The organism is Chryseobacterium sp. sg2396 (genome assembly GCF_042610505.1).
In the GTDB taxonomy this organism is placed as follows: Bacteria; Bacteroidota; Bacteroidia; order Flavobacteriales; family Weeksellaceae; genus Chryseobacterium.
Genome location: NZ_JBHGAQ010000008.1, coordinates 1 through 18,352, shown reverse-complemented (window position 1 = coordinate 18,352; position 18,352 = coordinate 1). Strand labels below are relative to the sequence as shown.

The following is an 18,352-nucleotide window of genomic DNA, read 5'->3' as shown; positions in this document are numbered from 1 at the left end:
TCACTATTATATCAAAGTTCCGAATCAGCAGTTTAAACCGCAGCAAAATTACCATGATTCTGTAGACTTAGGGGTTTATTTATAAAGAACTTATCCATAAGTTATCGACGATCTATATGATTTAACTGCTTATTTTTGAAATGTATTATTGGTAGACTAATGTAAATTACTGAACAAAAAATTAAATTATTTCATAAAACACTGATTATTAGAAGTATTTATATGTTTACAAATGTATTTATGAGTGATTTACATTTGTATTTAATAGCAATTTGCATTTGTAATTTTATTTATTTACATTTGTAACATCATATTAATCCGAATGTATGAACTTAAATGAGAGAATTTCAAAAGTAATAGAGTATTCCAGGCTTACTCCTTCTGAATTTGCAGATGAGATCGATGTTCAGCGATCTTCTATTTCGCATATTACATCAGGCAGGAACAAGCCGTCTCTTGAGTTTATTATAAAAATAAAATCACGATTCCCGGAGATTCTATGGGACTGGCTCGTCACCGGTGAAGGGGAAATGCTGAAACCGGATCTACCGGAAGAAAAAGCAGCAATCGAACCTGAGAAAAATATCGGATCCGATCAACCGAAGCCTACTTCTCTCCCCGACCTTTTCACCATGATGAATAAGGATGAAAATTTCGGGGCCGAAGAACCTGTAATTACGGAAGCGGAAACGGGTCAACGAGAATCGCATCTACTGCATCAGACTACAGCTCAGGAAAAAATAACGGATTCTCAGCCATTAGGGAAATCCAATGATCAGATTATAAATCAAGTTATTGAAAGTCAACAAAGTAAAATAAAACGTATTGTCATTTTTTACGATAACGGAAAATTTGAAAGTTTTGAGCCATAAAAATACCTGATCATTAAAATATGATCAGGTCAAAAAATATTTGAAGAAGAAAACTACAGCTTGTGCTTTAAGTTTTATGGTATCCACGGAGCCGTTTATTTATCTAAAGTTAAACTTAAAGCGCCCGTTTAATAATTTCGTTTTACTGTTGTCTATCAAATATATAAATTTAAAATTAATTTTTCAATAAAACGTTTATTATTTTAACATATCATTAAAACAATTATCATATGAATTGATTATTATAAAATTTAAGTGAATTATAAAATTTAAAAGCCCCACAAATACTTGCAGGGCTTTATTTCATGTAGGTAATTACTCCTATCTGTTGCTTTTTCTGCGTTTCAGCTCTTTCTCAATAAGCCCCAGTTCGCGTCCGGTCTGTCCTGCTACTGAGGTGTTTTCCTGAGCTCTTCTGGTAAGATAAGGCACAACATCTTTCACTGGCCCGTATGGAAGGTATTTTGCCGCATTATAGCCTTTATCGGAAAGGTAAAATGTAATATTGTCGCTCATCCCGTAAAGCTGTCCGAAATAGATATGAGGATTACCGTTCTCAAGGCCTTTGGCTTTCATTTTGTCCATCACCAGTTCGGAAGAAATTTCATTATGCGTTCCGAAAAATGCGGATACTTTATCCAGGTTATTCATCACAAAATCGATTCCAGCATTGTAATTTCTGTCGGATGCTTCCTTGTTAGGCTGGATCGGATCCGGATAGCCTTTTTCCGCTGCCCGTGATCTTTCCTTTTCCATATAAGCACCACGAACAATTTTATAACCTATAAAATAGCCCTTTTCCTTTGCCCTCTGCAGATGAGCTTCCATGTATTCCAGCCTACCGGTTCTGTACATCTGGATGGTATTCCAAACAATCGGTTTTTCACGATTATATTTTTCCATCATTTCTTCACAAAGATGATCCGCTGCATCCTGCATCCAGGTTTCTTCAGCATCTATCATTACTTTTTTGTCATGCTGATGGCAAAGGCTGCATACCTCATCAAATCTTTTAACCACCCTTTCCCATTCTTCTTTCTGGCTTGAAGTCAGTTCCGTTTTCTTACCGACCGCCTCATACAGATCGATCCTTCCGAAAGCAGTAGGTTTGAATACGATAAAAGGAATCGCCGGATTGCCTACGGAGAATTTTACAATATCCTTGATCTCTTTGCATACCGCATCAAAAGTGGCCTCATCTTCTTTTCCTTCAATGGAATAATCAAAGATACTGCCCACGCCTCTTTTGAAAAGCTGCTTTACCACTTTCATACTTTCCTCACGGGTTTCACCGCCGCAGAATTGTTCAAACAACGTGTTTTTCACGATTCCCGTAACGAAAGGAAAATTATTATGAACGGTAAAGTTGAGAACGGAGGTTCCGACTTTTGTAAGGGAAGGCTGTTCAATCATCTTGAACATCCAATACGCTTTTCTTAACTGTGCATCAGATTTGTCTGCAAATGCGACTTTGGTATCGTTAAAAATGGGCATTACTTGTATATAAATTTAGATTCTGCAAAGGTACTAAAAGGATAAGGGATTAGGAAGAAATTTTTCTACAATTTACCTTCCAGTCCGTTCAGAAGCATGGCAATAATTCCCATAAAAACCCAGATCCTTAAAATATTTAGGGTAATAAAGTTGCTTTTCGTGGTATGTTTCAATAAAAGGTATACGCAAAGAATAAAAACAAAGAGGCCGGCTGTAAAATAATAGGCCATAAACCCTGAAATCCCAGTCCTTAGGATCAGTTTCATTGATACGGCCATGGTAATGATTAGCAGCGATACAATAATGATCTTGGTATTTTTACTTTTGAAATAATTGGGAATGGTAATATACCCGAAGGCTTTATCTACGCTTTTTGTCAACGTATCCTTTACGATATCGATACACAGCAGGATCAGAAATAAAAATACAGCCATCAGCAGCACCTTTTTTGAAAAAGTCTCGTAATACACCATCATCCCGAAAAACGGATACAGGGTAAGGCTGACAAAAGTGATATTATTGATAATCAGCATCCTGCTCAGCTTATGACTGTAAAACCACATAAAAAACTGGTAAATGATAAAAAACAGGAAAACCCGATGCGAAATCATCCAGGCTACGCCCAAAGAAAACACACTTAAAACCAGATAAACATATAAAAAATATTTCTGCTTGATAAAGCTCTGAAGCCTGGTGCGGAAGGGTTTTACGATATGGTCCTTTTCAAAATCATAAAACTGGTTGATAATGCCCCCTGCCAGAATGGTAAGTACCGTGCAGAAAATAATACCGTGCACTTTAAAGTCGAATACGAATTTCCTGAAATTTTCGTCCTGGTTGAAAAGGAAAAATGTGGAAACATATAGGGCAAGGGTAAGCAGAAGAGCAACAAAAAAGCGAGCTCCCAGAAGAAAGCCCACGAATTGTGAAAATCTGTAAAATAAAGATTTCGGAATATTGGATTTCTGTTGGAAGGTTTCTTTTTCAGAATTCATTCACAACGTTTTTTAGAATCGGTAAATCACTTCTTTATGGAAGCCGTCAAGCATTTTTTCCGCTTTATCGTAATCTTTGGTGAAACCTAAAATATAACCGCCGCCGCCGCTACCGCACAGCTTTAAATAATATGCATTTGAGTCGAGCCCTTTCTTCCAGACATTGAATAAACTTTCCGGAATCATCGGACGGAAATGTTCATATGCCCAATGGGAAAGCTTTTTAAGATTTCTGAAAAACGGATTCATATCTTTTTTCAAAAATGCATCAATACAGGCATTGTTATAGCGGATAAATTCTTCCTTAAGAGTTTTGCGGAATCCTTCGGTTTTCATTTTTTCAAAGAAAATCTGAACCATTGGCCCCGTTTCGCCCGTCATTCCTGAGTCAATTAAAAATATTGCCCCTTTTCCTGCTTCGCTGGCGGGTATTGATACGCGGTCTACACTTTCTTTACTTTCGATCAGAATCGGAAGGTTCATATAACAGATCAGTGGATCTATCCCGGAACTTTTACCATGAAAATAACTCTCCATTAATCCAAAAACCTTTCTGAGGTTTTTAAGTTCATCTTTTGAAATATTTTCGGGATCATGTTTTGATATGGAATATCTTTCAAAAATCGCTGCTACCAAAGCACCTGAGCTTCCTACACCATATCCCTGCGGAATATTGCTGTCGAAAAATAATCCTGCAGCAATTTCATCCTTAAACTTTGATACGTTTAACTCAAATGTTTCGGGAAGCTCCAGATTCTGCAGGTATTCTGCGTATTTTATAAGATGCTGATTGGACTTTTTTTCAAATTCCGAATCCAGTGATGAGAACTTCAGGGTACCTTTATAAAAACTATAAGGCAATGTCAAACCTTGGGAATCTTCTATGATTCCGTATTCTCCGAACAAAAGAATTTTTGCGTAAAATAGTGGGTTTGTCATTTATGTAAAATAATTTTTTTGCAAATTTAGAACTATTCTTCTGAATACAAGCAAATCCTGAGCCGAATTCTAACAAATTTTAACAGCGAAAACCATTTAAAATTTTAATGAAATCATAAACAGCTGTTTTCTATTATAAATTTACTAAAAAAGCCTGACATAATCAGGCTTTTACTATTAAATGTATAATGATTACTGTTTAATCAGCTTTTTAGTTGCTTTCTGTTTTTCGGTTTCAACCGTTACCACATAATTACCGGTCTGCATAGAGGAAATATTTACCTCCACCCTGCTTCCTTTCAGAGCAGATTCTGATTTGATAAGCCTTCCCGCTTCATCGTAAATTCTGAATGATTTCAGGGCTTCTTTTGAGGAAATGGTAATGCTGTTTTTTGCCGGATTCGGATAAATGTTCACGGAATTATCTTTTGTGCTTACATCTTCTATAGCCAGTACTGCACAAGAGAAATTGGCTTTCCAGCCGAGATCATTTTCTGCCGGGTCAGAAACAAAGCGAACGGTAATAGCTCCTGAAGGGTGTGTTGAAGTGAATGTTCCCGGCAAGGTCGTTCCGGTTAATCCATTTCCATTAGGGAACATCGGTGAACTTGTGGACGGACCGTTGTAGATGTACATAAAATCATATCCCTGCTCCAAAGCAAATTCCGTAAAGCCCATGGTTAAACTTCCCGAGCTTGGATAGAATGTTTTTACAATGGCCTGGTTATCACCGTAATTCCCTATTGTTCCGCCCGTATCGGTGAACGATGCGCCACCGCACCAATCGGCATCAGTTAAAAACAGCTGTGTTCTCTGGTATCCTGCCGAACAGTCGGTCCCGATGGATAAAAGATAATAGGTGGCTGGCTGAAGGTTTGACAGGCTTAGTGACTGCGTCGATGTAGTTCCGCTGCTCACGGGTGTCCCATCAAATTTCGTCAATTTATATTTCCATGAAGTGGCTGTGGCATCCGTAAAGGTGGCATTGGCTGAAATCTGGGTAATATTGGAAACCGATAATCCTGTAACGGTAGTCGCACAGGCAGTCGTACAGTTTTTGCCAAGACAGGCTTTGGATTCCACGGTATTGCGGATTAAAGTGGCCGGCTGCGGCCCGAAGCCATTGGCGAAATTAATTCCTACACCTGAAACGAGGTGACAGTAGCTCATAATAGTTCCTTTTACCGAAGAAGAAGGAATCGGCCCGACCGGACAGTTCCCTTCCGGATAACCGGCCTGTGTACCGCATCCGTCGATGGCGGTGGAGTTCCCGTTCCAGGCGCAGGCATGGGTATGAGGAGAACCTAAGCTATGCCCCATCTCATGGGTCATGGCCTGGATGGTCCAAGAGTATACCGGAACATTATTGTATGTTTGGGAAGCTCCCGAATAAGCATGTCTGCTGTTGGTACAGAGCGAATTGACGTAAGCCACACTCGTCGTAGAAGGCTGGTTTACCAAATGTGCGAGATCACCGTTGAATACCTGCCTGTTGGTTCTGAAGCTTGATAAGTTAGCATTCGGTGTTCCCGTATACGGATCGGGAGTCGTCCAGATATAGATTTCGTTCAGTGCAATTCTAATATCGTCATTATTGTAAAGTGTGGAAATATTATTGTGAATTGCCGTCAGCCAATTCGTTGTCGTAGTAACATTGGAACCGTTGTTTACATAAGGGGTATTACAGATTTCATAGTAAATTCTTACACAGTTCTGGGTCAGAAGTTTTCCTGCATTATTTTTTGCCGCCGGATCGAAAGAAATTTTCTGCTTCTTATTTTCTGCCAGTTCATCCACTCCGCATACGAAAGGATTAAGGCCCGTCAGCTTTGCATCGGAATAGCTTACAAAATCCTCGGAATTCTTAACTTTTCCTACCACGATATTTCCCAGCTCCGGTGTGGAAGCGACTCCTACCACATCATTATCAAAGAAACTGAATGCCGCCACTGATTGGTTTTCGCCCTTCACAATTCCCTGATAATAGGCTCCGGGTATATAGTTTACTATTTCGCCTTTGCTGGTCGCTACTTTAAAATCGCTGGTGAAAATCTGATTTTTATAAAGCTCCATCGTGATCTGCTTTCCATCGAAAGGAAAGGAAATTTCCACGTATTCGGGCTTTTCGTAAACCAGTCTTTTCAATTGTTTCAGGTCGATATGCAACACGGAAATATCAGTGGCCGCCCTTTTGTATTCAGCTAATTTTTCTGAATTTTTATTTGGGCTGAATAAATCATATTTTTCAAAATTTTTCTTCTGGGCGTGGAATTCCGAAATATTCTGCGCCACGCGCCTTGCAGCTTGGGAAAACCCCCAGACAACAAATTGCAGCATGCAGAGCACTAGAAACTTTTTTATCATTTTTTCATTACATTTTAAAATTCACAAATTAAGCAAAAAAAATCTAAATCAAATAATAAATCATTATACTTTTCACGAATTAAAAAACAAAACAACAATAAAGAAACTCAATTCACTTAAAAACTGATAAAATGAGTTCAATATGAACGCGGGATAGAAATAAGATTAAAGGGCAGAAAGGTAGACTGGAAGCAGAGAATTTTCCTCAATAAAACAAATAATGTAGAATTCATTTTTAATTTATGAAACAGGAATAAAAAAAAGACGCCGGATCGGCGTCTTGGAATTTTATAATTGGCTTTATTTTTTATTCTTCTCTATTCAGTTTATTGAGTTTTAAAAAACGGATCAGAATTAATCCAACAAAGAAAAACAATGCCATGGAGAATGCTGCAAACCTCATCCCTGAAGCTGAAGGAAGCACGATGTCGATCTTCGCAAAAATTCCCCGTAAAGCATCGTATTTGTCAATGAACAAGGCAAAAACAAAGGTTCCGACAATAATGGCAATTTTTTCAAGTACATCATAAAAGCTGAAAAATGTGGTGTTTTCCATAGAGTTTTCCGGTAAAAGCTTGGAATACGTGGATCTGGACATCGCCTGAAGTCCTCCCATTACCAATCCGACTACGGCTGCTACGCCATAAAACTGATATTCGACCGTCGGGTTTTCCTTATTAAGGAAAAACGCCCAGATACAGGCTACAATCCAGAGAATAATGGCAATGGTAATCACGTTTTTGTTTCCTATTTTTCGGGACAGTCTGGAAAAAATAACCGCTCCGATGATCGCCTCGATCTGAATCACCAACAGCGTTCCGATGAGTTTGTCCTGGGGAAGATTGATCTCACTTTTCCCGAATAAGGTTGCCATCAGGAAAATGGTCTGCATTCCCACACTATAAAAGAAAAAGCTTGACAGGAAATATTTCAGGTTGCGGTCTTTGAAAAGGCCTTTTCCTGCTTTAAACAGTTCGTGAAAGCTTTCTTTGGCGATATCTTTATAAAAGCTTAGGTTGTCTTTCAAAACTTCAAAAAAGCCTCCCTGCTCTTCATGTTTTTTAAATATATTTTTGTAGTTCAGCAATACGAGGTCTTTCGGAAGCTTTTCCTTAACATCCCCAAACTGCGGCAAATGCTTGAAGGTATATTGGGAAAACCCAAACCACCAGGCTCCCGTAAGCAGGAAGCTGATTCTTGTAAACAGCAATTGTTTTTCCGGGCTACCTTTACCTACTACCTGGATCAGTACCAGACAGATAATCACAAGAACCACGGAGCCAATGTATCCGTACACATAACCTTTGGCCGAAAGTGCATCCTGCTTGTCCCTTGTCGCAATATCCGGCAAGAAAGAGTTATAAAACACGAGACTTCCCCAGAATCCGACACTTGCCGTGATGCTGAAAAGCAATCCCAAAAATACATTATGCATTCCCGTAAACATTGCCAATCCCATACAGGAAGTCGCTCCCAGATAACAGAAAAACTGCAGAAAGGATTTTTTATTTCCTATCGTATCTGCCAGCGAAGATAAAAAAGGCGACAATAAAACGACGATGAAGAAAGAGATCGTGAGGGAATATCCGTAGACCGCATCCGGCTGATATTCTTTCCCGAAGATCCTGATCATGTGCCGTACAGGAACATCGATCCACGATTTCGTTTCTTCCACATATTCTTTCTTTTCATACGCGGTGGTAAGAATTGAATAATAGATTGGGAAAATGGTAGAGGTGATTACCAGAGAATACACCGAATTGGCCCAGTCATAAACGGCCCATGCCTTCATGATCTTAGGGTTGTTCTTTATGTTTTGAGTTTGTAGATTGTCAGTTTCAGACATTTCAAATAATTATTAATAAACACAAAAATAGGAAAACGATCGTATATTCGGCGGTTTTTATTTTGTTTCGGAAAAATTTTATTATTCCGTTAAAATTCGGGGTTTGTCAAGTGAGGATTTTAATTTTTTAGGAAGCCGGAGACTGACAGTTTTTGAGATTATTGTGTTTTTTTAAACACATTAGGCACATCAGCATTTAGGATATAAGTGCTGAAAATATTTTAGAACTCATAAGATTGAAAATCAAAGATTTTCTGCGAGGCAGAATTTATATTACTCATTTTGGTGGTTACCTGATGAGAGGTTATGATGGTAGGTAATTGATGTTCTTGTTACACCGGGTTTCACCCGGTGCAATGGTTGTTGTGCCCCTGCGGGGCTTCGAGATTCACTCTTACCATTTATCCAGCCTGTTTGTCATCCTGTTAAAATCTAAAAAAAAATCAGCGCAAACATCTGTGAAAATCTGAACAAGCCTGAGATTTATAAAAATTTTACTCCAAACGTTCCAATCAGCTCTGCCGCCTAGCCCCGATTGCAGTGGAAATCCTTTTTTGCAAAAAAAGATTGCAACGGAAAGCGGGAAATAGCTCCAAAAAAATTGCTTTATTAAAAAACAAAATCCGGGAGTTCACACTTCCGGATTTTGAATCTATGATAATTAAATTACTGCATGTTTTCGATGACCATCGCAGAAGCGCCTCCGCCTCCGTTACAGATCGCAGCGGCACCGTATTTTCCGTTGTTCTGTTTCAGAACGTTGATCAAAGTAACAAGAATTCTGGACCCTGAACTTCCCAGCGGGTGGCCAATGGCTACTGCACCTCCGTTGACATTGACTTTAGAAGCATCAAGACCTAAAATTTTGTTATTGGCCAGGCCTACTACTGAAAAAGCCTCGTTGAACTCGAAGAAATCGATGTCTGAAACTTCCAGACCTGCTTTTTTCAGCGCAATCGGCAATGCTTTTGCAGGAGCTGTCGTAAAGTCTTCCGGAGCCTGGGCTGCGTCGGCATAAGAAACGATTTTTGCCAATGGTTTAAGACCCAGTTCTTCCATTTTCTCTTTGGAAACCAGAATCAGTGCAGATGCTCCGTCATTTAGAGTAGAAGCATTGGCTGCTGTCACGGTTCCTTCTTCCTTTTTGAAAACGGTAGGAAGGGTTGGAATTCTGTCGAAGTTTACGGTTTTGTATTCTTCGTCTTCGGCAAAAACGATTGGCTCCCCTTTTCTCTGAGGGATTTCTACCGGCACCACCTCATCGGCGAATTTGCCTTCGCTCCAGGCTTTTGCCGCTCTTTTATAGGATTCGATGGCGAAATTATCCTGCTCTTCTCTTGAAATGCTGTAATCTGTTGCACATTTTTCGGCACAAACGCCCATGTGCACTTTGTTGTATACATCGGTAAGTCCGTCCAGCACCATTCCGTCCTGCATTTTTACATCGCCTAATTTGGCAGCATTTCTGGCGTTGTAATAGTGAGGCACTGAAGACATATTTTCCATACCTCCGGCCACGATAACATCCGCATCTCCTGCCTTAATCGCCTGTGCTGCCATAGAAACGGCTTTCATTCCCGAAGCGCAGACTTTATTTACTGTTGTGGAAGGAGTCTCATTTGAAAGTCCTGCTCCTAAGGCCACCTGGCGTGCAGGAGCCTGTCCTTCCCCTGCCTGTAAAACGTTCCCCATGTAGATTTCCTGAACCAGTTTCGGATCAAGGCCAATTTTGTCCAATGCTCCTTTTACGGCAACAGCCCCAAGCTTTGTGGCCGGTACGGTTGATAAGCTTCCCATAAAACTTCCCATCGGAGTTCTTACTGCGGAGACGATGAATACTTCTTTCATTTTATAATTCTATTTTTATATTAATTATGACCGATTTACGGCTACAGTTATTTATGATCTGCTTTATTGCTCTTCGTAAAAATGATTATGAATGCACTCAAGAATTCCACAATCCAGCCCCATCTCAGCTTTACGATCCCCGCCAGCTTATCCTGCCATGACTTGAAAGGCATAAAACTGAAATACTGAGAAGCCTGAAATTTCACAGCAAATAAAGTGAAAAGGAAAAGAAGTACTAAAAGAAGAGCAGAAATCCTTGTCATTTTTACACTGTTGTTCACGATCCCGAAAAGTGTTGCAGCGCAGAGCAGCCAACACATGACGGCTAACGAATGATCGAGCTTCCAGTAGTTCCAGTTTCCGATAACGGGGACATGAACCAACGGCAGGAAACTTCCTACAATCACCAATAATAATCCTAATATCTGAATGTTTTTCATATTTCTTAAACTGCCAAAATACAAAAAAAAACACACTCCAAAAAGTGTGTTTTTATAAGATGTACATTAACATTAAAAATTGATATATAACAGCTCTAATCCTATCTGAAAGCCGTATTTGTTATTAATTTTTGCGAGATCGTTAAAATTCGGTGTAAAATCCTTTTTTATGTAAATATTTATCGGACCGTAGCCTACTGCCAATTTCCCCCCGAAAATAAACCGTTCTGCCGCTTCCTGAACATTTTCCCTGTACTTCACCCGGTTGTTGTCCTCATTTTTAAAAATAACATAGTTCTGTGTAAGAAAACGTACTCCGCCATAAATGCCTGCTGTTAGCCTGAGGTTAGTTCGTGAATTATCCAGCATCTTTTCATTATTTTCAATGGTATATTTGGGATTTAAGACCCAAACTATATCCGCCGGAACTACGAAGTAATGATTTCTAAGATACGATTTCTTTAGGGTGCCTGTTGTAAGGTCATTAAAATCGGCCAAGTAAATCTCATTCAGGTCCTGTACAAAGACATTTGGTTTTTCAGGGTTGAAAGTGTCCTGGCGATAACCTAATCCGAGACGATAGAAAACAGGAGATACCAGAGATCCGATCTGTCTTGTCATTCTTATATCCATTTGTGATGAAAGCGAACTTCTTATCCCTGATTCATTATTTCCGATATCCAATGATGAAGAGGATTTTGTAAGGTTGATAAAACCGTATCCTATATTGAAATCAAAGGTTTTCAGAAGCTCTTTTTTCGTTTTTTTAATGCCGGTATTTAAAACGAGAACTGCATTATTCTGCGCCAATAACTGCAGCGACTGCTTTTTTGGATCTCCCATCACGGCATCTTTCACCATTTCCCGGGTAGCTGTTTCCAGTTGATCTTTCTCTGCCGTTACTTTTCCGTTGATAATTTCTTCATATCGTTCCGCGATTTCCGTCTTTTTCTCACGTTTTTCATCAGCTGTTATTTTGTTGTCTAGGTAAGACCTTTCCAGATCATCGAGCTCTTTATTCATCTTGGACTTTTCGGAGAAAACGATGCTGTCGACTTTTTGAGAATATACTTTCAGCTTAGGATTTATTTCCTGGGAAAAAGCGTAAGAGAAAGCCAGCAGAGCAGTCATCAATGCAAACTTGGTTTTCATATATTTTTTCTTTTATTTTTAGACATTATATGGTTGCTGTTAGTGGTATCTGAACAGTTATTTTATTTAAAAAGGATGATTATTTTGGATCACTGTACACGGTAACCCCAAGAACCGTAACGTTATCAACTTTCTGAAAAACTTTCCCGATATTGAATACTCCGAATCTGCGTTCTTCTATTCTTAAATTTTCCCGGCTCTTATCGAATTCCCTACCCAAAAGCAGTTCATTTGCACTGACGTAGGTCGTTTTTACATTCTTTGTTTCCGCCAGAACCGGAAGATTGTTAATTGCATTTTCAGTTTTTAAGGCCTCGGCAGGAATAGTAAGTGATGGTTTTATCGCAATCGGCAGCACTTCAGCTTCCTGAATTTCCGGACTTTTATTTTTAATTTCTTTTATATTGCCTGATTTTGGATTGTCGACAATTTTTTCGGTTTTACTTTCCGGGATTACTTCGGCAATTGAACGGTCCGATTGGTCATTGATTTCAGGATGTGAGTGAGGAACCGCTTTTTCCGCTTCTTTTTTCGCAATATGATTAACTTTATTAAAATCAAAATTCTTTTTATAATTAAAATACGATATTGTTCCGATGGATATGAACAGCAAAACTACAGCGGCATATTTCCACCATTGGAAAGATGCTTTCGGCTTAATTTCAGTCTTTTCATCCAGTTTTTGGTCCAGACTGTCCCATAAGCCTGCCGATGGCTGAATTTCCATCTCTTCATAGCCGGCTTTCAGTTTATTTAGCATATTGTTTTTCATCTTTCTTTCGTTTTAAAAAATCGGTGATCCATTTTTTAGATTTGCTCAGCTGGCTTTTGCTGGTGCCTTCGGAAATATTTAATATGTCCGCAATTTCATGATGCTTTTTTTCTTCAAAGACGTACAGGTTAAATACGAGCCTGTAACCATCCGGCATTGATGCAAAGATTTCTTCCATGTTTATTTCTTCCATTTCATTATTCCACTCATCATCGGCACTTTCCAAACCATTGATTTCTATATCGGAATACAGAATATTCTTGTTTTTCCTGATAAAGTTTATGGAATTGTTTACCACAATTTTTCTCAGCCAGAACGGGAAGCTTCTCCAATCCCTGCAATCCCTGATCTTTGAGAAGCAGTTAAAAAAGGAATCCATCAGAATATCTTCGGCATCATGAAGGTTATTTACATAAGAATTTGCGATGGCCAGCATTTTTGCCGAATACATATCGTAAAGGGCTTTCTGCGCCTTCCGATCATGCTTTTCTGCCAATTTAAAATTCTGTTCAAGGTTCTTCATGTATCTGTTTCTGTATATAAGACGGAAAATTTTCCAAAGGGTTGCCTGAAAATAAAAAAAAATTGCACTTAAAAAAAAGTGCAATTTAGTATTTTAATAATCAGCTAGATAAAATTAATGTTTTACTTCTGAAATTTCGTTAGGATTGTGTTTGTGTTTAAATAATATGGCAAACAAAACCGCCAGAATCAAGGCATAAGCGGCAAAGGAAAGCCAGATATTATGCCAGTCTTTTACCATAACTACTGAGGATAGCGATCCGTCCGGATTCACCACCGCATTGAAACTTTTCTTTAAAATTTCCAGGAATGTAGGATTATCCGGTGTCGTTTCCAGATAGACTGACAACGAAGAAACGTTCGTAAATTTATGCGTGAAAAATTTATCGATCGCCCATCCCGCAGCATAGCTTCCGAATACAGCTCCAAACCCGTTGGTCATCATCATGAACAGCCCCTGCGCTGAAGAGCGGATTTTCTTATCTGTTGTGGTTTCCACGAAAAGAGATCCTGAGATATTAAAGAAATCAAATGCCATCCCGTAAACGATACAGGAAAGAATAATCAGTCCCAATCCGAATCCTTCGGGAACTCCATACGCAAAGAAACCAAATCTGAGCACCCAGGCAATCATCGACATCAGCATTACTTTTTTAATCCCAAATTTTTTCAGGAAAAACGGAATCGCCAAAATGAATAAGGTTTCCGAGACCTGAGAGATAGACATAATGATGGTAGACCGCTGTACCACAAATGAATCAGCATATTTCGGAAAATGTTCAAATTCACTTAGAAAGACGTCTCCATACGCATTGGTAAGCTGCAATGCTGCTCCCAATAACATAGAAAATAAAAAGAACAGTGCCGTTTTGTAATCTTTAAATAGTTTGAAAGCATCAAGCCCCAATTGTCTTGACAGAGGTGCATCTTTATCGATTAATTTCTGAGGAGGGCATTTCGGTAAGGTTAATGCATAAATTCCAAGGAAAACCGCTACGCCTCCTGCGATATAAAATTGCCCTTCCGTTGCTTTATTACCGGTAAGGTTGGTAATCCACATGGCAACGATAAATCCGATGGTTCCCCAGACCCGGATCGGCGGAAAGTCTTTTACAACATCCAGATCGCTGTTTTTAAGGATCGTGTAGGAAATTGAATTGGCCAGGGCAATGGTCGGCATATAGAAACACATCGCAACAAGCATTACTGAAAAAAATGAGCCGGGATCTGCAGAATGCGGCAAAACGAAAAGGACGATGCCGTAAAGAATATGTAACACCGCAAAAATCCTCTCGGCATTCACCCAACGATCGGCGATGATTCCGGTAATGGTCGGCATAAAGATAGAGGCTATCCCCATAGTTCCGAAAACAGCGCCAAACTGCGCTCCGTCCCAATGTTTTGTGCCAAACCAGAAATTAGCCATCGTTATCAGCCAAGCTCCCCAAACGAAGAACTGCAGGAAGCTGAGGATGGTCAAACGTAATTTTAAATTCATTGTATAGTTGTAATATCTCTTTTAGTCGATTTTCTTTTTCCTGCGTTTGATCTCTTCCTGAATTTCCAGTGCGGTGTCGTAATCTTCTTCTTTTACGGCCTCGTCCAGAAGTTTCTGAAGCTCTTCCATGGAAACAGATTTTAAGTTATCTTCTTCCTGTACGGTTTCCGAAAAATGTTCCTCTTCTTTAGAAACGTCTTCAAGTTCCAGAAGGATTCCGGCTTCGTTCAGCACCTGCTGGGTGGTAAAGATCGGCGCATCAAAACGGACGGCCATGGCTACGGCATCGGAAGTCCTAGCATCCAGGATCATTTCTTCTTCGGTAGTTTTGTTTTTAAAGTTAATGTTTGAGAAGAAAACCCCGTCTACAATCTGATAAATGATCACCGAAAGGAGTTCGTAATTGGCAGAAACGATAAATTTTGTAAACAGGTCATGCGTAAGAGGGCGAGGCGGATGAATGTCTTTTTCCAGACCCAGAGAGATGGATTGTGCCTCGAAATTCCCTATAACAACAGGTAATTTTATATGTGTTTCTTCATGTTCCAATAATAATGCGTACGCCCCGGATTGTGTCTGGCTGTACGATATTCCGCGAATAATTAACTGTTTATAATCCATAGCTACAAATATAGATTAATTTTTCAAAGTTTTTTTTACTTTTTAGACAAAAATAAAAGCCCGGAATGGGCTTTTATGGGTGAATTATTATGATTGGTAAATGGTGAATTTTATTTTATAAGTCAGTTTTGCCCTGCAAGTAAATTTTTCCATTTAAATAATACCAAAATTGACAAGCAAAGCGAATTGACCATTCACCATTAACCTTTCTTATCCTTTAAGCGCTTTAATTTTCTCCGTTAATGCAGGGATGATCTGGAAAGAGTCTCCTACAACTCCGTAATCGGCTGATTTGAAGAATGGCGCTTCCGGATCGCTGTTAATCACCACAATGGTTTTAGAAGAGTTAACACCCGCAAGATGCTGAATAGCTCCGGAAATTCCCACCGCGATGTAAAGATTCGGTGCAATAGCTTTCCCCGTCTGTCCAACGTGCTCCGTATGAGGTCTCCATCCGATATCGGAAACCGGTTTTGAACAGGCCGTTGCTGCTCCCAAAACACTGGCCAGATCTTCGATCATTCCCCAATTTTCAGGACCTTTCATTCCTCTTCCCGCAGAAACTACGATTTCCGCTTCTTTAAGATCCAGTTTTCCTGAGCTTTGCTCGTGGGAAATTACTTTGGTATCTTCATTGGCAACCGACAGGTTTTTTACTTCTTCAGAACCTGAAACGGCATTTTCCTTAACACCGAAAGCATTCTGAGAAACCGTAACGATTACTCCGCTGCCTTCTGCTTTAGCGTGCATGAAACCTTTTCCGGAGAAAGCTTTTCTTTTTACCTGAAACGGTGAAAGGCTTTCCGGGGCTTCCAATGCATTGGTGATTAAAGAATATCCGTTCATTACCGCCAGCATCGGTGCAACAGACGATGCATCCGTTGTATGAGGGAAAACTATGATATTTCCGTTAGCCACTTCACTTACGGCCTGCGCATAAGCCTTAGCGGAGAAATTTTTAAGACCTTCGTCTTTAATGTTGATCACATTTGATGCTCCATATTTATATAACAAATCTGAAGAATCGGTAGGGTTTACAGAGACTGCCGTTACGGTATCACCAGCCTGGTCTGCTACTGCTTTAGCATAAGAAACCGCTTCAAAAGCCGCTTTTTTGTAAACTCCGTTTATATTTTCTGCGTATACGAATACTGCCATTTTAATTGTTGTTTAAAGTTTAAGGTTTAATGTTCAAAGATTTGAGATTCTTCCGTTTGATATTTTAGTGTTAAAATCTGAAAATGCGAATCCAGCCTCTTGAATCTTTTTACTTTTTACTTGGCTCTTTAGATTACTTTTGCTTCTTCGTGAAGTAATCTTACCAATTCATCCAGGTTATCTGGAGAAACCATTTTCACCGCTGCTCTCGGCGGCACGCTGTCATAGGATACCCCCTGAACTTTTACTTCAGAAGAAGCCGGTTCTACCACCTGCAAAGGTTTTGTTCTTGCCGACATAATTCCTCTCATATTCGGAATGATCAGGTCTTTTTCATCAACCAATCCTTTCTGTCCTGCGATTACGGCCGGTAATTTAACGGAGATTGTCTCTTTTCCGCCTTCGATTTCCCTTACGGCAGTCGCTTCGCTTCCGTTTACATCCAATCCTACGGATGCATTTACGAACGGCTGGTTTAACAGCTGGGCAACCATTCCCGGAACGGACCCGCCATTGTAATCGATGGATTCTTTACCGCAAAGGATCAGATCATATCCTCCGTTCTGTGCTACGGCAGCAATTTCCTTCGCTGTGGAAAAGCTGTCTTTGGGATCCAGGTTTACTCTTACCGCATCATTTGCCCCGATAGCCAGTGCTTTTCTGATTACAGGCTCCGTTACCGCATCTCCTACGTTAATTACCGTTACAGTAGCACCCTGAGACTCCTGCAATTTAATAGCTTTCGTCAGTGCAAATTCATCAAGCGGGTTGATTACCCACTGGATCCCGTTTTTGTCGAATGCAGACTTATCTGCTGTAAAGTTGATCTTGGAAGTAGTATCCGGAACACTACTGATGCAAACTAATATTTTCATACGTTGTTTAATTTTTATTTGCCTTATGTCGCCTTAAGGTTCCATACGTGCTTTATTATTCTCTTTGGTATAAAAGTTAATGGTTTTATACCGGGATTTTTATTAAATTATGTTTTGCTAATATAAATAAAATATATATTATGCATGCATAATACTTATTAATTTATTATTCAGCGCATTAGATGTTTTCAGTTGGCTGGTTTGGTTGCCCTAAACTCAATCTTGCTCGGCAAAACCCGCGGATTCATTTTTAAAATATCCAGTACCAGATTCCCCATATCTTCCGGCTGAATTTTCCATGCATCCTTTTCCGAAGGAACATTTCCATTGAAATTCGTGGCTACGGAACCCGGCATGATCACTGTAGACTTGATGTTGTATTTCCGCAGATCAATCATCGCTGCTTGGGTAAAGCCTACGACCCCGAATTTTGAGGCGTTGTATCCGGCTCCGTTTTCAAAGAAATTCGCTCCTGCCAGACTTGCAATCGTGATGTAATAGCCTTCCGTCTTTTTCAATTCTTCTACTGAAGCTTTCAGGGTGTAGAAAACACCGGTCAGATTGGTCTCGATCATATCATTCCATTCTTCGGCGGAAAGCTGGTCTACCGGCTTAAATACCCCTAATCCGGCATTGGCAATCACAAAATCCAGTTTTCCGAATTTTTCTTTGATACCTTTCACCGCTTCCTCTTCGCTTTCAAGACTTTTAACATCGGAAACAATCCCCAGAACGTTTCCGGAATATTGTTTCAACTCCTGTTCAGCTTTTTCCACATCTTCCTTTTTTCTTCCCGAAAATGCAACGGATACTCCGTTTTCCAGCAATATTTTAGCGATCCCGAAACCGATTCCTTTGGTCCCGCCCGTGATATAAGCTACTTTATTTTCTAACATTCTATTTTGGATTTAGTTCCTAAAAATAACGTGAACTCGGGTAAAAATCATGAGGTGATT

16 protein-coding genes are annotated in these 18,352 nt (G+C 39.7%); 1 reads left to right on the top strand and 15 read right to left on the bottom strand.

Annotation, left to right across the window (positions count from 1 at the left end; translation table 11 throughout):
* The first annotated feature begins 326 nt into the window (after nucleotides 1–326).
* Nucleotides 327–872 (top strand): helix-turn-helix transcriptional regulator, encoded by a 546-nt coding sequence (locus tag ACED20_RS09940; protein WP_345765748.1) that lies wholly within the window; start codon nucleotides 327–329, stop codon nucleotides 870–872.
* 321 nt (nucleotides 873–1,193) lie between these two features.
* Here the strand turns inward: ACED20_RS09940 and ACED20_RS09935 are convergent, their stop codons facing one another.
* From ACED20_RS09935 to ACED20_RS09865, 15 genes are all read right to left on the bottom strand, one after another.
* Nucleotides 1,194–2,366 carry a proline dehydrogenase family protein gene (locus ACED20_RS09935; protein ID WP_294238171.1) on the bottom strand — a complete coding sequence of 391 codons (1,173 nt, stop codon included), beginning with the start codon at nucleotides 2,364–2,366 and terminating at the stop codon, nucleotides 1,194–1,196.
* A gap of 65 nt (nucleotides 2,367–2,431) precedes the next feature.
* Entirely contained in the window at nucleotides 2,432–3,361 is a 930-nt protein-coding gene (locus ACED20_RS09930; protein ID WP_345765749.1) for a UbiA family prenyltransferase, read from the bottom strand.
* A 12-nt stretch (nucleotides 3,362–3,373) separates the two neighbouring features.
* Complete coding sequence (locus ACED20_RS09925) at nucleotides 3,374–4,300, bottom strand: mevalonate kinase (protein ID WP_294222048.1); 927 nt, start codon at nucleotides 4,298–4,300, stop codon at nucleotides 3,374–3,376.
* A 192-nt stretch (nucleotides 4,301–4,492) separates the two neighbouring features.
* The gene (locus ACED20_RS09920) at nucleotides 4,493–6,637 is read right to left on the bottom strand and encodes a T9SS type A sorting domain-containing protein (RefSeq protein WP_378104371.1); all 2,145 of its coding nucleotides are present in this window, start codon (nucleotides 6,635–6,637) and stop codon (nucleotides 4,493–4,495) included.
* A 334-nt stretch (nucleotides 6,638–6,971) separates the two neighbouring features.
* Complete coding sequence (locus ACED20_RS09915; protein WP_294198690.1) at nucleotides 6,972–8,510, bottom strand: MFS transporter; 1,539 nt, start codon at nucleotides 8,508–8,510, stop codon at nucleotides 6,972–6,974.
* A 666-nt stretch (nucleotides 8,511–9,176) separates the two neighbouring features.
* Nucleotides 9,177–10,358, bottom strand: coding sequence for an acetyl-CoA C-acyltransferase (locus tag ACED20_RS09910; RefSeq protein ID WP_294238185.1), 1,182 nt, complete (start codon nucleotides 10,356–10,358; stop codon nucleotides 9,177–9,179).
* Nucleotides 10,359–10,405: 47 nt separating this feature from the next.
* The gene (locus ACED20_RS09905) at nucleotides 10,406–10,798 is read right to left on the bottom strand and encodes a hypothetical protein (protein WP_294238189.1); all 393 of its coding nucleotides are present in this window, start codon (nucleotides 10,796–10,798) and stop codon (nucleotides 10,406–10,408) included.
* Between the two features lie 72 nt (nucleotides 10,799–10,870).
* Nucleotides 10,871–11,950, bottom strand: coding sequence for a hypothetical protein (locus ACED20_RS09900; protein WP_294222035.1), 1,080 nt, complete (start codon nucleotides 11,948–11,950; stop codon nucleotides 10,871–10,873).
* A 79-nt stretch (nucleotides 11,951–12,029) separates the two neighbouring features.
* Entirely contained in the window at nucleotides 12,030–12,722 is a 693-nt protein-coding gene (locus ACED20_RS09895; protein WP_378104368.1) for a hypothetical protein, read from the bottom strand.
* The gene (locus ACED20_RS09890) at nucleotides 12,700–13,245 is read right to left on the bottom strand and encodes an RNA polymerase sigma factor (RefSeq protein ID WP_378104366.1); all 546 of its coding nucleotides are present in this window, start codon (nucleotides 13,243–13,245) and stop codon (nucleotides 12,700–12,702) included. The genes ACED20_RS09895 and ACED20_RS09890 overlap by 23 nt, the downstream gene beginning before the upstream one ends.
* A gap of 114 nt (nucleotides 13,246–13,359) precedes the next feature.
* On the bottom strand, nucleotides 13,360–14,742 hold the full coding sequence (locus ACED20_RS09885; protein WP_345765756.1) for a nucleoside permease: 1,383 nt from the start codon (nucleotides 14,740–14,742) through the stop codon (nucleotides 13,360–13,362).
* Between the two features lie 21 nt (nucleotides 14,743–14,763).
* Nucleotides 14,764–15,363, bottom strand: a complete 600-nt coding sequence (locus ACED20_RS09880) for a bifunctional nuclease family protein (RefSeq protein WP_294198704.1) — start codon at nucleotides 15,361–15,363, stop codon at nucleotides 14,764–14,766.
* 210 nt (nucleotides 15,364–15,573) lie between these two features.
* Nucleotides 15,574–16,521 carry an electron transfer flavoprotein subunit alpha/FixB family protein gene (locus tag ACED20_RS09875; RefSeq protein ID WP_294198705.1) on the bottom strand — a complete coding sequence of 316 codons (948 nt, stop codon included), beginning with the start codon at nucleotides 16,519–16,521 and terminating at the stop codon, nucleotides 15,574–15,576.
* A gap of 128 nt (nucleotides 16,522–16,649) precedes the next feature.
* Complete coding sequence (locus ACED20_RS09870) at nucleotides 16,650–17,396, bottom strand: electron transfer flavoprotein subunit beta/FixA family protein (RefSeq protein ID WP_294231723.1); 747 nt, start codon at nucleotides 17,394–17,396, stop codon at nucleotides 16,650–16,652.
* A 188-nt stretch (nucleotides 17,397–17,584) separates the two neighbouring features.
* Entirely contained in the window at nucleotides 17,585–18,292 is a 708-nt protein-coding gene (locus ACED20_RS09865) for an SDR family oxidoreductase (RefSeq protein ID WP_345765758.1), read from the bottom strand.
* Between the last annotated feature and the right edge of the window lie 60 nt (nucleotides 18,293–18,352).

Excerpts from the sequence above, each read along its gene's own strand:
- ACED20_RS09895 (WP_378104368.1), bottom strand. The coding sequence starts at position 12,722 with ATGAAAAACAATATGCTAAATAAACTGAAAGCCGGCTATGAAGAGATG.
- ACED20_RS09890 (WP_378104366.1), bottom strand. The coding sequence starts at position 13,245 with ATGAAGAACCTTGAACAGAATTTTAAATTGGCAGAAAAGCATGATCGG.
- ACED20_RS09930 (WP_345765749.1), bottom strand. The coding sequence starts at position 3,361 with ATGAATTCTGAAAAAGAAACCTTCCAACAGAAATCCAATATTCCGAAA.
- ACED20_RS09935 (WP_294238171.1), bottom strand. The coding sequence starts at position 2,366 with ATGCCCATTTTTAACGATACCAAAGTCGCATTTGCAGACAAATCTGAT.
- ACED20_RS09910 (WP_294238185.1), bottom strand. The coding sequence starts at position 10,358 with ATGAAAGAAGTATTCATCGTCTCCGCAGTAAGAACTCCGATGGGAAGT.
- ACED20_RS09925 (WP_294222048.1), bottom strand. The coding sequence starts at position 4,300 with ATGACAAACCCACTATTTTACGCAAAAATTCTTTTGTTCGGAGAATAC.
- ACED20_RS09865 (WP_345765758.1), bottom strand. The coding sequence starts at position 18,292 with ATGTTAGAAAATAAAGTAGCTTATATCACGGGCGGGACCAAAGGAATC.
- ACED20_RS09880 (WP_294198704.1), bottom strand. The coding sequence starts at position 15,363 with ATGGATTATAAACAGTTAATTATTCGCGGAATATCGTACAGCCAGACA.
- ACED20_RS09875 (WP_294198705.1), bottom strand. The coding sequence starts at position 16,521 with ATGGCAGTATTCGTATACGCAGAAAATATAAACGGAGTTTACAAAAAA.
- ACED20_RS09900 (WP_294222035.1), bottom strand. The coding sequence starts at position 11,950 with ATGAAAACCAAGTTTGCATTGATGACTGCTCTGCTGGCTTTCTCTTAC.
- ACED20_RS09940 (WP_345765748.1), top strand. The coding sequence starts at position 327 with ATGAACTTAAATGAGAGAATTTCAAAAGTAATAGAGTATTCCAGGCTT.
- ACED20_RS09920 (WP_378104371.1), bottom strand. The coding sequence starts at position 6,637 with ATGCTGCAATTTGTTGTCTGGGGGTTTTCCCAAGCTGCAAGGCGCGTG.
- ACED20_RS09885 (WP_345765756.1), bottom strand. The coding sequence starts at position 14,742 with ATGAATTTAAAATTACGTTTGACCATCCTCAGCTTCCTGCAGTTCTTC.
- ACED20_RS09870 (WP_294231723.1), bottom strand. The coding sequence starts at position 17,396 with ATGAAAATATTAGTTTGCATCAGTAGTGTTCCGGATACTACTTCCAAG.
- ACED20_RS09905 (WP_294238189.1), bottom strand. The coding sequence starts at position 10,798 with ATGAAAAACATTCAGATATTAGGATTATTATTGGTGATTGTAGGAAGT.
- ACED20_RS09915 (WP_294198690.1), bottom strand. The coding sequence starts at position 8,510 with ATGTCTGAAACTGACAATCTACAAACTCAAAACATAAAGAACAACCCT.